Source organism: Rhizobium hidalgonense (assembly GCF_002914525.1).
Lineage (GTDB): Bacteria > Pseudomonadota > Alphaproteobacteria > Rhizobiales > Rhizobiaceae > Rhizobium > Rhizobium hidalgonense.
This window is the reverse complement of the sequence record NZ_LODW01000043.1, coordinates 41171-57014: the sequence shown is the minus strand read 5'-3', so window position 1 is coordinate 57014 and position 15844 is coordinate 41171. Positions and strand designations below refer to the sequence as shown.

At 58.0% G+C, this 15844-nt stretch carries 13 protein-coding genes; 7 read left to right on the top strand and 6 right to left on the bottom strand.

Features of this window, described 5'->3' with window-relative positions:
- Positions 1 to 12: 12 nt before the first annotated feature.
- From ATY29_RS05830 to ATY29_RS05810, 5 genes are read right to left on the bottom strand one after another with little or no spacing between them, the layout of a single operon-like run.
- Positions 13 to 864: a phosphoadenosine phosphosulfate reductase family protein gene (locus ATY29_RS05830; protein WP_097535497.1), complete on the bottom strand. Its 852-nt coding sequence runs from the start codon at positions 862 to 864 to the stop codon at positions 13 to 15.
- Complete coding sequence (locus ATY29_RS05825; RefSeq protein ID WP_202973645.1) at positions 861 to 4328, bottom strand: DUF6079 family protein; 3468 nt, start codon at positions 4326 to 4328, stop codon at positions 861 to 863. The genes ATY29_RS05830 and ATY29_RS05825 overlap by 4 nt, the downstream gene beginning before the upstream one ends.
- The gene (locus ATY29_RS05820; protein ID WP_202973644.1) at positions 4321 to 5268 is read right to left on the bottom strand and encodes a DUF4007 family protein; all 948 of its coding nucleotides are present in this window, start codon (positions 5266 to 5268) and stop codon (positions 4321 to 4323) included. The genes ATY29_RS05825 and ATY29_RS05820 overlap by 8 nt, the downstream gene beginning before the upstream one ends.
- A complete protein-coding gene (locus ATY29_RS05815; protein ID WP_097535495.1) occupies positions 5261 to 6460 on the bottom strand; it encodes a cysteine desulfurase family protein in 1200 nt (399 codons plus the stop codon). Before ATY29_RS05815 ends, ATY29_RS05820 begins: the two co-directional genes overlap by 8 nt.
- Entirely contained in the window at positions 6453 to 6767 is a 315-nt protein-coding gene (locus tag ATY29_RS05810) for an XRE family transcriptional regulator (RefSeq protein WP_097535493.1), read from the bottom strand. Before ATY29_RS05810 ends, ATY29_RS05815 begins: the two co-directional genes overlap by 8 nt.
- An 806-nt stretch (positions 6768 to 7573) precedes the next feature.
- Here ATY29_RS05810 and ATY29_RS05800 point away from each other — a divergent pair.
- From ATY29_RS05800 to ATY29_RS05775, 6 genes are all read left to right on the top strand, one after another.
- Positions 7574 to 8815 (top strand): ATP-binding protein, encoded by a 1242-nt coding sequence (locus ATY29_RS05800; protein WP_097535489.1) that lies wholly within the window; start codon positions 7574 to 7576, stop codon positions 8813 to 8815.
- A gap of 437 nt (positions 8816 to 9252) precedes the next feature.
- A complete protein-coding gene (locus ATY29_RS05795) occupies positions 9253 to 10542 on the top strand; it encodes a c-type cytochrome (RefSeq protein ID WP_133118184.1) in 1290 nt (429 codons plus the stop codon).
- Positions 10542 to 11129 carry a hypothetical protein gene (locus ATY29_RS05790; protein WP_133118183.1) on the top strand — a complete coding sequence of 196 codons (588 nt, stop codon included), beginning with the start codon at positions 10542 to 10544 and terminating at the stop codon, positions 11127 to 11129. The genes ATY29_RS05795 and ATY29_RS05790 overlap by 1 nt, the downstream gene beginning before the upstream one ends.
- Positions 11130 to 11360: 231 nt before the next feature.
- Positions 11361 to 11642 (top strand): hypothetical protein, encoded by a 282-nt coding sequence (locus ATY29_RS05785; RefSeq protein WP_097535483.1) that lies wholly within the window; start codon positions 11361 to 11363, stop codon positions 11640 to 11642.
- 368 nt (positions 11643 to 12010) lie between these two features.
- Positions 12011 to 12724: a hypothetical protein gene (locus tag ATY29_RS05780; RefSeq protein ID WP_244597350.1), complete on the top strand. Its 714-nt coding sequence runs from the start codon at positions 12011 to 12013 to the stop codon at positions 12722 to 12724.
- Positions 12725 to 12768: 44 nt separating this feature from the next.
- Entirely contained in the window at positions 12769 to 12978 is a 210-nt protein-coding gene (locus tag ATY29_RS05775) for a hypothetical protein (RefSeq protein WP_097535481.1), read from the top strand.
- Between the two features lie 418 nt (positions 12979 to 13396).
- Here ATY29_RS05775 and ATY29_RS05770 read toward each other — a convergent pair whose 3' ends face one another.
- Positions 13397 to 15013 carry an amidohydrolase family protein gene (locus ATY29_RS05770; protein WP_244597349.1) on the bottom strand — a complete coding sequence of 539 codons (1617 nt, stop codon included), beginning with the start codon at positions 15011 to 15013 and terminating at the stop codon, positions 13397 to 13399.
- Between the two features lie 143 nt (positions 15014 to 15156).
- Between ATY29_RS05770 and ATY29_RS36730 the strand changes: the two genes are divergently transcribed.
- Positions 15157 to 15387, top strand: a complete 231-nt coding sequence (locus ATY29_RS36730) for a hypothetical protein (protein ID WP_165779395.1) — start codon at positions 15157 to 15159, stop codon at positions 15385 to 15387.
- Positions 15388 to 15844: the final 457 nt, after the last annotated feature.

The following is a 15844-nucleotide window of genomic DNA, read 5'->3' as shown; positions in this document are numbered from 1 at the left end:
CCGCCGCTTACCTCAAATCGAGCAAACCAGACATCCGTCCCGAAGATGGGCGTCGTCTTCGACCTCCAGGCCCCCCAGGGTCTCGATGAGCGAGCGGTTGGTCCGCTTCGCCCGTTTGCGGGCCTGGGCCTTCTCCCAGTCGGATTTGATCTTTTCGACCCGGTCAGGCTCCCTCAGCTGACGCAGCGACTCGCTTTGGCACCAGTAGAACTGTTCGCCGAACTGGACGGAGCGTTCCTCATATTCCATCGCCAGTTCATAAAGATCCGGATGGGTTTCAAGCAGGCGCACCCATTCGATCTTCTGCTGATAGAAGCAGAAATAGCAGCCAGAGCGGGAGCGGCCCCAATCCATGTAGGGCGGGAGACCCAGACCGGAATCCTCAAGGATCTGGATGATATCGGAGCGCACAAGCCCGTCGTCCTGGAATGGGTATACCGCGAGAATGTTCGACTTCGTGCTGATATAACCGGTGCGGTTTTCGTCTGCGCGCAGACCGACATAATTGATGACGGGTCCATCGCCGACATAGGTCTCGAATGGCTTCAGCTTCAGCATGCGCGTGCACCATCTGCGGTGGTTGGATGGCAGCATGCCTCGATAGACGGCCAGCCAGTGATCGAAGCTGTCGGCGGGCGTCGTGCGCACGATCGGCTTGCCCAGGATGGCCTCCAGCCGGGCAATATAGTCGTAGGTCTCGGGAAGTTCCTTGTCGGTATCATGGAAGATGTATTCGATCGTTGGAACCCGATCGCGCAGATAGATTGCCAGTGCCGCGCTGTCTTTCCCGCCGCTCAGGCTAAGGATATGTCGTGGCTCAACGTCCCCAAAAATATCTTTTATGTCAGCACTGTATGACTTCATGACTTGACCTGATTTCCAACCGTCTCCGGCTCTTTTGATGCCACATCGCTCTTGGCCTTCAGCTCTCTGAGCAACAGATTGGTGAGCAGTTGCACACGCTTGTGTTCGCCCTGAGGAAGCATCGACGCCAGGTCCTCCATGACGCGCTCCTCGGTTGGCGAAAGAGTGATGTTTTCGACAACCTGAACGAAATCCTGCCCGTCAGGCCGCGTCAGGTTCACCCTGACAGCATCCGGCGCCGCGTGACCGTCGGAGCTATTGAAGGTCGCCGCCTCTACTTTCTTAAAAAGTTCAGCAAGTGCACCGATCTCCTCACCGAACCGGGCCTCGTCGCCCGGCATCCATTTAGACGGCGGTCGGGCGACAACGAAGCTTGCCAGCGCTTCGGCCCATGCATCGTTCGAAAGGCCGGGATCTCTGAGCCGGAGCGCAAAGGCGCGCAATCTAGGCTCGCGCACGAGCAATGAAACCCGCGCCGCCCGATTGGCCAGTACGATGCGATCAAAGCTTCCCGGTTCAAAACCCGATGCTTCCGCCACGCGATCGACGATGCGCTCGAGAAGTTTGCCATAGGCCGTCTGCAGTTCGTTGATGGCTTCGCCCAAAAGCGTAACGAACTGCTCCGCAGCTTCGGGCGAGGAAGGGGCATCCAGGGCGAAAGCTTCGACTCCGCAAGCCTTTGGCAGGTCATGAAACAACAGCGTCGCCGGCTCCGTGGCAGTCGTCAAGACATCGCGGACAGCGCGCGTGACGGGTGACAGACCGCGGGATTTGCGTGTTTGCTCCGGCAGCCGGGCGGCAAACTGGCAAAGCTCCTGGACGACGTCCAGAAGTACTGGCTGTCTATCGGTCACGCCGTTTGCGAAAGCTTTAGCCAGCTGGCCGAAAACGTCCGATCGCACGCCTTCTACGCTGCAATACTGAATCTCAAACGCGGCGGTCGCGCGTGTCATTCTCTGTAATTCCAGGGCGCCAAAGCGCGCGAGGAAGGTGCCGCTCTCATAGACCGCAAGCTCGTGGCTGTGGATCTTGAGGACCAGAGCAAGTAGCAGGGGCGCTAGGCCGTCGCGCACGCCGTATGGCGGCTGCTTGAGGTCGTCCAGCAAGGCACTGACGGAAACACGATTGCCCAAACCCTGGCGGATCATGAACATCAGCCGCGAAAGCGAAGGCCGCAGGTTCAGCGGGTCATTTTCCGGTGTTGGTTCGGCCAGCTGGAAGTGGCCGTCTGCCTCGACATGAAGGCGACCTGCCTTGAAGATTGACAGATAGATCGACTTTTCCGGCGGCGCCTTGACCGCGTCCATTCCGAACAATGGTCGCTCTGCCGCCTCGAACACGCCTTCGATGAGGCGCATGCGCGCTGAGGCTGCAGCGCTGCTCAGGACGTTCTTATTGATCAGCTCGTTGGCAACACGCGGGGCGCTGGTAAACAGCCTGTCGCAAAGAAGCGAGAGCGTGTTCGTCAGCGTTGTCTCGAGCGCGAGCTCTGCGCCCCGGTGATACCATTCGACCATAGAGGCACTGGAACGGTCGAGACCCGAGACCATGGCGAACTGCGACGTCAGCGAGCGTATCGCAAAATGCAGCTGCCGCGACACTTCTTCTGCGGCGGTGGTGTCATCGAGGAGTTCCGGTGTGTTGTTCTGGACCCACTGCCAATACCGCACCGCCGATAATTCGGGGGCCAGGAACGAGAGCGGGCGCAGGATTCCGACAACGACATTCTCCAGATTTGTGGTTGCGGCCTTTGCGAGTTCCCGCGCTGCAGACTGCTCCTCTGCCGTGTCGGGAAGAACGAGCGTTACAATGCCATCGCCGTTGCACGGTGCTGCGATCGTCTCGGCAAGGCGATCACCGATAGCGCAGCGGATCTCGAAATAGCGCATCGTGCCGGTTTCGAGATAGTGGCGGCGTGCGAGCAACGTGTCGTGGGCCAGGAACGGCGCCAGATGCAGTCCAACCTTCTCGACTGGTCCCAGCGCACGTTTGGCATTCTCGAAAGCTGCGATTAGGTTGACGCTTGCATTGCGCCAAAGCCGAAAGCCGCTGCGCTCGCCACGGCTGAACAAGACGCCATCGCGTTCCAGTTGCTCGATGGCCTGATCGACGTCAGTCTCTGGAACGGTTGAGAGGCAAGCGTGGATTGCTCTCCTGGTTGGCAGCAGATCGTCGGCATCGAGAAGATTGAGTAGTCCCACCGTCTTGGCGATCTTTAGTTCAAGCGGGGCCCTATCAGCCAGGGCGTCGATGGTATTGGCGATCCGCAACCACTGACTCTGGTAGCTCTGCCCGGTCAGGCGATGGCCGAAATTGGCGCGGACGTAGTCATAGAACTCGCCAGTAGTGTACCAAGCGTCGCCCACGTGGGCTCGTTCGCTAAAGGACTGAAGGGCGAATGGTTCGCCCGACAGGAGAAATCCGAACAGCGATCTCTCGTTTTGTCCAAACCGAGCGAAAAATCGTGCCAGCGGCGGCAACAGGGTCGGGTGCAATGGATAGATGCGCGAGGCATCCATCGTCGTTGCGCTTGTTGTGGCGCCGCCCAGCCAACCCATAGATCCGGTCGCGCGAGCTGCTTCGCGAGCTTCTTCGAGAGTTTCAGTCGGCAGACTTTCCGTGGAGAGCCCCAGCGCGCCGGAAATCAAGGCCGCGGTATGGGCGAGAGGCTGATCAAAGACAATTTCGTCAAATCGGCCAGCGACCTTGTCCCATTCATGGCGCGTTGCGACCGGCAGCCTCTCGGCATAGGCTTGAAAACCCTGGTGCAAAAGCCCGATGACGAGAAAGGGCTTCTCTCCACTTCGTGCGGCAGTTTCGGCTAGGCGCTGCAGAACATAGACATCCTGCGCGTCCGGGTTCTGCGCCGCATATTCGAGCAGCTTTCCAAGCTCATCGATGATTAGCGCGACACCGAGACAAGACTCGGCCGCCTGTTCGCGGAGGAGGGCAATCAAACGGTCGAATGGCCTCGTGGTTTTTGCCGTTTTGCAGGCGCTGATCGCGTGCTGCAAGCTTTCCAGGTCAATAGACGGCATATGGCGACCGGCAACCCCCAGCGCCTCTTCCACACCGCGAAGAATAGACTGGACAATCCCCTCTCGTGCCCCGGTGATCAGGATTGGCCAATAGACGTCCTTCTCCAAACGCCGGTCGGACCATCCGATTGCGTCGGAGATATCAATGCTTTCGGCATTTTTGGAGCCGCTCAAAAGATGCGACAGGAGCAGTGCGAAGGAGGATTTACCAACACCGTAATCGCCCGTGACACGCCATGCGCGGTGGGAAGACCCACTGCGCAGTCCATCTGCGACGCGACCCACGGCTTCCGCCATGGCGGGCGTCACGATGTAATTTTCCAGAGCGTTGGGATCTGCGAAATCCTTCTCCAGATGAACCGATCGCAGAAAACGATTGGGGACATTGAACAGGTCGGAGATTGGCGCTTTGTTCAACTCAGACATGCTTCGGGCTCTCATTGTAGATTGTCGCAAGGGTCGGTGCAGCGCCTTGCCGGGATATCATGGCCTGGACGGCAGAAGGCTGATAACGGAACGCAGCGTTGGCGTTCGATACCGCAGTATCTTCCAGGCGCTGGCGTACATCGTCTTCTGTCAGTTTGAATACCTGTCCGGGGGATGATGGCATCGTCGCAAGCACGCGCAGGCTCAGCGTTCTGTCTTGAGGGGCGTGGCGGTTCCAGAAATCCATGACGCAGTATTCGAAGAGCTGTGGAGTAATGTCTGGCTTCGGTTCACGGCGAAAGCTGAAGACGTTTTCCCAGCGTCCGGACGGGCCACGCTTCTCGCCGCTAAGAACCAGCAGGCCGAGCCCGACCAGCGGACCGTCCAGCGAGTCCTCAATCGCAACCTTGCCTTTACGGGCGGCGTAATAGGTGTGGATGAACACATCCAGGTGTTGGCTCAGTGTCACCTCGGAATGCTTGAACCCGAGTTTCGCAGACTGACGCTTGAAGGCATCCAGAGCCTCCGATCGAGTGAACTCGGGATAAGGCCATTCTCCCAACATGTAGCGCCAGGCAAACAGGCCGGGATTTTTGGAAGAGATATGCCAATGCAGCAACCACAAGGTCCGTTCGTCCTCCAGGAACGGATCGAAGCCGTCGGGTCCAAGAACTTGATGTGCAAAATCGGTCAGAACATGCGTCTTGTTGGCGTCAGCGCGGGCAACATCCATGGCATCGATCCAAAAGCGCAGGGAACGCACCATGTTTTTGCCGATGCCCATCTCGACCATCGCTTCTTCTTCGTCGAAGAAAATCGACGGATTGCGCGATATAGCCCGGTAGGCCTTAGGCAACCAGGCATAACGGCAGGCAAAGGATTCGTGGCCTGAGAAACGGAAGGCTGCAGGTGCCATTTCGATGGTCGCTGCATCAATCATCGGATGAACCTTTCAGTGCTGATTTGACGTCGATGATTGCCGCTTCAATCTCTGCTGCGGCAAGTGTGATATCGTCTTGCGTCGTGAACCGGCCGAGCCCAATCCTCAAAGCGCCGTTCTGTATTTCCTGGGACAGCCCCATGGCCTGCAGCACGTGAGATGCGCTCTGGGCTCCAGACATGCATGCCGCGCCGGTGGAAACGGCGACGCGACCACGCAATCGCTGCACGACCAGATCGTTGGGAACGCCGGGGATCGATATGTGGAGACTATGGGGAAGCCGATTTGCCTGCGAGGCGTTGACGACGAGTTCCGGCAGTTTCGCGATGAGCATCGACTGCAGCGTATCGCGCATCTCCGCGGTGCGCCGATTGTCGGTCAGGCCTTCTTCAGCCATCAGCCGGCAGGCCTCTCCCATTCCGGCGATCCCGGGAACATTCGGGGTCGCATCATGAGTTGCGGCAAGCCCATGCACCTGCGACGCGTCATATGTCGAAGAAATAAGGGCGCCGACCCCCTTCGGGCCATAAATCTTGTGAGAACTCAGGATCAGATACTCAACGGGTGTTTCAGCGAGATCGATGGGGACCCGGCCTGCGGCCTGTGTGGCGTCGACAAGCATGAGGGCACCACCCGCTTCGGCAAGCCCGAAGATTTCGGAAAGGGGATATATGGTCCCGACTTCGTTGTTCGCTGCCATGATGCACAAGAGGTCGATGCCATCCTTGAGTGCCTCCTGAAGCGAAGCCATGTCGAGTTGCGCATCGGTCCCAACGTCGATCCATATCAGTCGAGCCAGCCCAAGTCGTTCTGCGCGAGCTGCGGTGTCAAGAACCGCGGGGTGCTCCACCCTGGACAAGCCAATGCGAAGCGGACGCCCGTCGGCAACTCCGACCGCATGGGCAATCGCAAGCCGGATCGCTTCCGTTGACCCTGACGTGAAATGGACGTCGGCGTCATCGCAGTTGACCAGCTGCGCAACATGAAAAGACGCCCGTTCGATCAAGTGGCGGCCAGCTTCTCCATAGGTGTGGTCGATGCTGTTGGCGTTGCCGAAATCTTCCACCATTGCCCGCATCACAACTTCGGCGACACGCTGGTCGACTGGCGTCGTCGAGTGGTGATCAAGATAGATGCCTGATGTGTTTCGAAGCGATTGGGATGCAGGTCGGAAGATGGACACGCTATTCATCCAACATCACCCCAGGTTTGCCTACACCGGCCGTCCGCTTAAGACGAATTTCCACATCCCAGCCCAAGGCCATCAGCCAGCACAGAAGCTTTTCTGAACTGGCATTCTGTTTTCTGCCTGCAAGGATTTTTGAAAGTGTGGGTTGGTCGGTGTCGCACATCCGTGCGGCATCGACTTGACTAAGCTGCCTTTCGGCCAAAGCTTCCGCGATCATCGACGTCAACTGTGATCTCAAGGATTGCCGTGCGTCAAACGATACGCGGTGTGCCGCTTGTGGTGAGATAGATGTGACGGACTGGATGGGCATTCGGGACACCGTTGCGAATCGACTCTGTCATCCTATGGGAGAAAAACCATAATTGAAGTGGACGCGGTCGATTTTCCCGTGTTGTCGACAAGCAAATTCATCGCTTGGTTGTTATCTGGTGCCACGATGCTTTCGGCGATGAGTTCGCCGTGGTTGTGGTCCTGATCTGCGGGAAAGGCCGAACTCCGATGTCCCGCGAGAACATGTTCACACCGGATTTACGCCTCGATACGCTGAAGGTGAAGGTGCTGAATTCTCAGAGACTTCCGGCTCGCAAATTACAGGTCATAGGTTCGGGTCCCTTCAACCGCTTTAAGAATCTGCCGGCAACTTGGCACCTGATGGCGGTCAGTAAGCTCATTGTAACGCAGAGGTCCAGCCAGCCGTCTCACATTTGAGACGACTACCGTTCCTGTTCTGCCGTCCCGAAAACGAACAGCTTCGCCCATTGCAGAGAAGTCTCCAACGAATACATCACATTATCGACGGTCAGTGGCATGCCCGCCAATGAACAATTCAATATGGCTTGGTCGCAAAAGCGGTCGCACTGACTCGTTCAAATAGGCAAGCACTTTCGGCTGCCGACATTCCTTGGAGCAACATGTGGGCTTTTCTAACCTCGCTAGCCAACGTCTCAACTGAATCGCGGTGCCGATCGGATTGAAAACATCCGTTCTTTTAACTGTAGAGCTTTTCAATGGTCGGCCACTACCCGACGACTACTTCAGGTAGCAGTATTCTCTGGAAAAAATTCTGAAACTCGCTAACATATCCCGTGGGCGACAAAGGTTGGGGGGGCGTGAACCATGCACAATTCACAAGGCGTAAGCCTTCGACCCGAGCGCGATCAGACACGATCAACCAGCGTTGCCGACCGTTTCGACCGCCAGGATGCATCACCTTTCGGTCTCCGACGGGTGCTCGCCACCGTGATCAACGACCTCTACGGAACCAAGGACGTCCAGGACGCGATCACTGCGAGTTACGTGTGGATGGCAGATCAGATCGGACACCTCGCGCTCGGACTTGTTCCAACCCTCTTGCTTTGCTGGTTCGTCAGCGGTCTCGGCATTGATGATCAACAAGGGGAAATGGCGCTCTATGTCGTGGCAGGGCTCGCAGTGTTTTTGGTCTGGTATCGAAAGGAAGAGGTGGATCGACACGACAGCAAAGCGCGGGCAGGAGGGACATTTCCTTACGATTCCGGCGACATCGACTGGAACATCACTACCGCACTGATCTATTTCGGGATCGGGGGTCTACTTGGGCTTGCAGCCTTTATCCGATGGTGGTTGCCACTTGTCGTGCTCGCGGCAGTTCTTTATCCGGCGCTGGCCGTCGCCTTCTGGTGGCTGCAGCGTAAGCTCTCCTTTCAGCAGGCCGGCCTACCCTATCTCTTTCGCCTGGCAAATTTTGCCCGCCCGCTCGAGTGCGAGCTCATCAAACTGGTGACCGAACTCTCTGACCTCAAGGACCGTCGTGTCACACTTCTCGACGTCCTACGATTCCGGCCGACGGAGCAGAAAGGCAGCCCGGCGACCCGGCATGTGGTCATCACTGGCAGCATCGGCGCTGGCAAGACCAGCCTCTGCGTCGGCATCGGAACTGAATACGCCTTTGCCCTCAATCGCTGCCGTTATCTGTCAGCCACCAAGTTGGTCGAGCAAGTGCTCGATCCCCCCGTTCGCGGCGGCGGCCGCGAATATGCCGATGGGCGGTACCTGTGGGCGCTCGATAGCTGTGAGATGGTTCTCGTCGACGACGTCGATGTTGGTATCGGCTCCCGCGAAGGCGAGCATCGTCATCTGATTGAGCCAATCGATATGCTAAACACCTTGGTGCGCACCAACGAGCCTTCGCCGCTTGGTTGGCTGGGGTCGAAGCGATCAGTCTGGGTGGTCGGCGATCCGCGCGCCGCCGAGGACTGGCGCGAGATGATCGCCCAGCTGATCGGCGTCACCACGCATGATGTGGGCATCGTCTGGCTGGGCGGAAAAATCTCGAAGACCGAACCAAAACAGGACGCACCGGGAGTCCTCGTCATATGAACCATCTTCGCCGTATTTTTGCTTGGCTCGGCGGCGCGATCGGGGTCGTGTTGCTGGCGCTTTCGGCCGCTTGGTGGTACGGTGAGAAAATATGGGGCGAGGCGGCTCCCCTTACGGATGAGCAGGCTTTTGCCGATGGGACCTTCGGTCTTGAGATGGCTCCGCTCAAATATATCCTCGTTGCGCAATCCATTTCCGCCAATGCGCTGGGACCTGACTGGCCGCGGCGCTTCGGGTTCTTGGCGCGGGACGGAGAGGCCGGGCTTTGCGCACCCGACGCCCCGCGCAATCTTCCGATCGGCTTCGGCATCAGCCACCGATTGCCTGGCAATGCGACCCCGCTGCCCGTGCAGTTCGTTGGGCTGACATGCGCTGCCTGCCATGCTGCAGCCCCTGCCGGCAAGGTCATTCTCGGCGTCGGATCGCAGACGGCCGACGTGATCGCCTTTACCGATGCCTTTCTCAACGCCGTACTTGACCCGTCGCTGAGCGCAAACAGGATCCTCGCCGCCTATGATGCGCAATGTCCCGCTGAGCGGCCGACCGATATCATCGGCAAGGCAAACCGCTGGGCGGAGACCTTCTTCATCAGCCAATGGCTTGACGGCGTTCGCGAACAATCACGCACGAACGAAACGAAATACGATATGCCTTACCATGCGGACGATCTAGGCAATCCCGACTACATCCCAACGGGACCAAGCCGGACACGGCCCTTCCGCAGCATCGTCCGCAATACGCTTGATTTGCCGGGCGGCGGCAATTTCGCCTACTCGAAGGTCCCGTTGGCTGCCATGCAGGGCCTCAAGCGCTGGAGCCAGTTCGACGGTAGCATCGGCGACCCGGTAGTCCGCAGTATGATCGCGGTTTTCACGTCAGGCGCCTCGATTGCTGCACTCGACGATCCGGAGATCTCGCGCAATATCGAACAAGCTGCCGCCTATACATTGAAACTCGGCACATCGACGGCGTTACCCACGCTTGCGGACCAATTCCCCGCTCTGCTTAAACCATCCGCGGAAACGCTGGACCGCGGCTACTCCGTTTACATGCAGTATTGCAACGCATGTCACGGCCATCCCGAGCCGTCAGGATGGGTTTCCCCCGACTCGGCCTCGGATCAACCCTCGATCACCGTTCTCGAAAAAATTGGCACCGACGGCGCACGTCTGACCTTCCGTTACGCCGACATGCTTCCTGTCGCGCTGGCTGGCACACTGCCGTCATTGGACATAGTCGATCAACAGTCCAAACTGCAGGCCATGCGCATTGCCGCGAATACTGCGAACGATTTCGCTGAGGAGGATTGGTGGGCTCAGGCGATTGCTCGGCTGGACCAGCGTTCGCGCGAATTCCCCGCCGGCCATCGGCGGTCTTTCCCAATCGCCGACGTGGCAAAACGCGACGGCTACCAAAACGCCCCGCTGCCTTTCATGTGGCTACGCGCGCCTTACCTCCACAATGCCAGCGTGCCGACCTTACGCCAACTGATCGGTTTGGACGCGCGTCCCGCTCAATTCTGTCGTGGCGACGCCGGCTATGATCCAGTCGCGATCGGCGTCATTGCGCCTAAACCCGGCGACAGCGGCTGCTCCGGAAAAAAATCACCCTTCCTGTTCGACACGTCTCGGCCGGGCAACTCCAATGCCGGCCACCTCTATCCGCCACCGGGAGAGGTCGGCGACGATGACCTCCAATCCCTGCTTGCCTATCTGGGGACCCTGTGATGGAAAGACGTGCAGATCCATTGCCTTATGGGCTTGCAATCTTGACTCTTGGCGCTGGTGTAGCGCTGGTGACTTTCCTGTCGCTCGCGCAGCCCAATGTCGGTTATGTCAGGACGCAATGGACGGCACTGCTGTCGATGGCGCTCGCGTTCCCCGCCATCGTGCTCTATGCGGCCGACGCCGGACCGCCGAACGCTTGGTGGCGTGCCTTCTGGACTACTGGAATGCTTGCCTATCTGCTGCATTTCTGGTGGGCGATCTTCGTCAGCTTCCATGGCAGTCTCGATGCCGTCATCACGCGGCAGGGTTTCGTTGCCTATAGCAATTTCGCGACGACGGGCCTCTGGATTATGGATGTCGCAACCGCTTGGTTGTATCCGGCAACAACCCGTGGCCGGGTGCAACGTGTGCTCGGAGTTCTGACTTGGTTGCTCGTCTTCATCAGTTTTATTGTGGCGAGCACAGTATTCCGCACGGGAACAGTGCGCTATCTCGGTTTGCTTTTGGCACTGGCGGTGCTTATCGCACTTGCGCTCCGTATCTTTTCCGGTGCTAAACCGGGTACAGTTCACGAGACACAACTATGACCAGATGTTGATAGCACGGTCATTGAGGCACTTGGGCGGGCACCGCTTTGCCGTCGGGTTTCATACATCGCCACGGGTCGCCGCGGTGATCCGCAGAATTCCTCGACGCTTTGACGAAAGCATACGCAAGGCCCCGATGTTGGCAGCCATATTCGATTCATTTGAATTTAGCGGCACGCTTACCGCGCGATACGGGCGTAGCGCCTGGATCGAACCGGTCCGGGGAGCCAGATGGATTTTTGCGGTAACGCCGCGACCGTCTGGCCGGACAGGGTCTTCAAAGCCATCCGAACCGGCATGGCGGCGGCCGATGAGATTTCAACGAATATAGGCGAGGCGACCAGTTACGAGGATGAACTGGAAAAGGGTTTTGATGATTTATCGGACACGGCGCCATACACTCTACCGCGCCGAGATGCGATGGAAGGACTACCTATTCTGGCGCGCGCACCAATCCTGATACTGCCCGCGGGCGCATCTTTTCGATCGGCATCGCCGACTTTTCCAATCTAGCGCGAACCACGCCCAAGACGTCGCCTTCGGCCGCGTCCTTATATGTTTGCTGAGCAGGCTGCCATCAGGCTCGAAGGGCCATGCCGTAGAGCATGCCGTCAAACACTCCGTTGACAACTTTAAATTTTGAGCGATGATGAATGCAAGTACGCTCAATAAGGCCTGGGGGAGGGATGGCGGGTGTTGATCGGCGCTAATGCCAGACTAGCAAATCATCCTTTTTTTGAGCCTTGTTCCAACCCCCTGTGGCAGGAGCGTGATGCATCCACATCCCAAGATTTGAAGGCATCGGCGGGAGGCAATCCGTGAAGCTGGGTATTTGCAGGCCCAGCTCGGTCGTCGCATTTGATTAAAAGGAGGGACAAGCAATGAGTGAGGGCATACCGCTACCGTGGCCGATACCATGGTTCGTAGGACCCGGTGCAGCCACCGTCAAGGATATTAGGGACGCCAGCGCGTTCTCGCAGGTGTCTCATCTAGATCTGAGCCCTTATTCAAACCTTCCACACGCGGCAGAGGTGCATGCCGAAGCCGATCGGCTCAGTCAGGAATTCGGGAAAAGACTGCCGGTGGCCACCGTGACCGAACTCTACCTTGTGCAAGGCGTTTCCGAGGTCAAGAACAGCCCGGACAAGTCCATGCCGCCGTTCGCCGTTATCTATCCTCCGGAATTCCTGTTTGTCCTTGATGTCGGTCTCGACTGTCTCGTCGGGGGAAGCGTCTTGTGGAAGAACGCCTATCTCGGCGATCCGGGGTTCCCCGAAAAGAACGGTATTGGTCTCAGAAGCATTCGGACGCGGACGCCGTCGGCACTAATTTTTCCGAAGATTGCCGGCGAGCTGATAATCGGTCTGAAGGAGGGCACTGACCTCGCCGAAGCCAAGACCGCTTTCAACGATTTTGGGCTGCGGAATATCTCAATACCAGGAACGTTCGTCACGGCGACCTGCTTGCCGTTTCAGGAGCCTTCAGTCTGCCGGGAACTCGAAGCCCAGTTCGAGTTCGTGAAATATGCGGAGATGAACGGCGTCGTGCGGCTTATCGACTTCGCGCCGGGATGGACGGTGAAACGGTTGATGTGAGGTAGCTCGGGCCTTCGCTGGCCACAAATGGGGAGGGGAAAGACATGAATCAGGAAACCTTTGAAGGTGTCGCGGAAACGCTCGAACAAGCGCTTGCGGCGGCACATATGCAGATACCCGTTGTCACAGGGAATGACTTTACCCTGTCCCGAGTCATCGACTGGGGAATGCAGTACGGGGGCTTCAATCCGCAAGCTCTCTTCTATGTCCGCGTAGTTGCTGATCGCGATAGTGCATTCAAGACCAAGACTTGAGCCCCAAAAGCCACGGTCGCATTGGGACTCACCTGCTTCATCTTAGGCCCCGCAAGCGCAACCAGTTCGAACTGGCGACTGGTCGGGGCGGCCTTAACGCTGTCAATTCTGCGGAGCGCGGCGCCGGTGATCAATGTCGCTGCTGGCCACCCTGAAGCGCCTGTTGGTGATGACCGCTCGCGGTCTCCGATGCGTGCCGAGTAAACTCAAAAATGATGATATATGCTCGATGTTGCAGTTGAAAGTCGTGCAGGTCTTCAATTGAACTGTCATTCGACGCCATCGGTCACGGAATGCCGAGCCCCGCCGATGTCCACGGCTAGGGAATTTGAGACGGAGGACTTTTGTAACAACGGGGCGTGGGTTCTGATCCCTTCAAGGCGCTCACGTTCGGTACAATGAGCCGGTCGCTGCTTGTTCACCGACCAAAGAGACTGGCGACCAGGCGCGAGCTTGCAGAGGGAAGGCGACCCTCATCCAGTCCATTTGTTCGATAGTAGGCGAGAAGTCGCTCGCGCCCGAGTGTTCCTCGTTCCAAGGGAAGGAAACGAAGCGCATTACGACGGAAGATCTTGTCGCAAATATCGTCCGAAAGACCGCAGTCGGTGCGCAGGAAGGCGTTCACGCTTTCGATATAGTGATTATAGCCTGCCTCCTTCCCAAGCATTATCCAATCGCTCCCGTAAACGATGTGATCGCAACCGCTGTCGAATTTTTCCAGCCATTTGTTGAAGGACCTCGCAAGGAAGTCTCGTTCTTTCGAGCCAGCCGAAAGCACCTCCGAAAAATAGCTGATGTCGGCGACCACGTTCCCGCCGGGATTTTCCTTGATGAATTCACCCAGCCGCCATTCCCAACTGCCATCCGGCAAAGGCATTCCTTCCCGTCCAGCCGACCGTGCGCGGAAACGACCGAAATGCGCGATACAAACCCGTAACTTGGGGAACTCCTTGAACACGGGGATCCGGTAGGCCGGATCGCCCCGCTTTGCATAATCTGGACCGGAACCGTTCGACGAATAGCCATGAGCCAATATTGGGGCATCAACATCGACACAGAGCTTGTAGAGGTCTCGAAGCGCAGCATCGAGTTCCTCGTTGGGCTCAAATCCCAGGCTCTTCACTGTTCGCTCCGGATATGGCGGCTGGTTGCCCTCGGGACGAAAGCCCATCGGCGGGTAGAGCTTGATGCCGATGAAACCATGTTTCATCAAAGCCGAATGGGCAGTCGCAAGCGAGCTTACGCTGCTTTTCCCTTTCCGGAATGCCACTTCCCGGAGTGGATCAAATCCCATGTAGCCGTGGACGACGGGACCGGATTTAGCTTTCGCCATGCGCTGCGAAATCCGGTCCATCACTACCATCTGCCGGGGTAAGGGCGAAGAGTCTACATCTTCATAGAGCCACTCATCATAATCGACGAGCGCCGGCGTTAACAGGAGCGGATTGAAGCCCTGTGCCTTGCTGTCAGCAACCAGGCGATCGACAAGGACGTGCCGGTAAAGGCGAAACAGGCTGAACCAATTGAGATAGCGCCCCACAGGATCTTGCCTCAGGAAAGCGCGCTGGCTGGCTCCGCGGGCTTCTCCAATCGTGAGCGGTTCGTTCGCGCGCAAAGTCTTGATCGGGTCACCGAGCATATAATTTAGGAACTTTTCCTCGGAGATAGATGATCGTGTCGACAGATCGCCCGGGTCTGCCACCGTAACGATCCGCCGCCTCTTCCGATCGAGTTCCAGGAGATGCTGGCTTGTGTCTTCGACCGCCGCTGCGCGCGCTTTGTCGACCGTCAGCGAGGCCGCTTTTCCGTTCCGTCCGGTCTCGAGAAACGCGATCTCCTCATCCGCCGTCGGTGCGCTACCGGTGCCGAGTAGCTTCAGAAGAAGTGCGATGAATTCGTCGGTCACGTCGGGATCACGAACTGCGAGAATGCTGGCGGCCGACTGCTTGGGAAAATCGTCGAAGACGACTTGCCGCAGGAAGCGGGTGGTCGGCAGATCCGACGCATTGAAGACGTGGCAGTGAGCGTCGACCAACGGGACGCCTTCGCCCGGTACCGACGGGCTCGGTCGTCCGCAACCCGCAGTCAATGCGACAGCAGACAAAGATGCCTGCGTTAGAAAAGTTCGACGTAACATAACCATCCCCCAACTCGGCCTCGATGCAATGCAGACATGAAATGCCCGCCAAGCGTTCTGATCGTCACGAGGGTTCAAAAATTCAGCCGGGCGATCATCGGGCAGTGATCGGAAATAGCCAATACTTGGTCTTTCCCGTTCGGGGTGCCTGCTTTGTTGCCACCAAGGTTTCCGATGCTCAGATGTTCGGCCGGGCCATCGCCTTTGATTCCGGGGCCGACGAGGATGTGATCAAGGCCTACCGGATTGCGGCACTCGAGATAACTGTCTGATGCGAGCAACTGTGTTTCCGGCATGGTCAGGTCGCGGATTTCGGCCTAGGTGCAAAGTGCCTGCCCGGCATCGCTGATCTGGCAGTGCTCGTCGAGAACCTCGAGATTGGCAGCCGCCGGCTGACCATCGGCGAATTCTTCTATTAGAGACCGCGACAGCACGCCCGCCGGCCGGGCGATGAGGTTCCGCTGGCGCCGGTCCTGGCCGGCCGCTGGTCGCGCAGTTCGTGCCAGAGATTGCGGTTAAAATCGCCGAGGAGAACGATCCTGGCGCCATCGGCCGCCGAGCGCTCAATCCAGCTTTCGAGCGGGTCGATCTGTTGCTGCAGGATCATGCAGTGATTACCACTTTCCTCCAGATTTCCACCGTCGAATGGCGACACGCAGCTCGACTTGAGGTGGACATCCATGATGCGAAGCAGTTTTCCATCGATCTTGAGTGTGACCGCAAGACCAG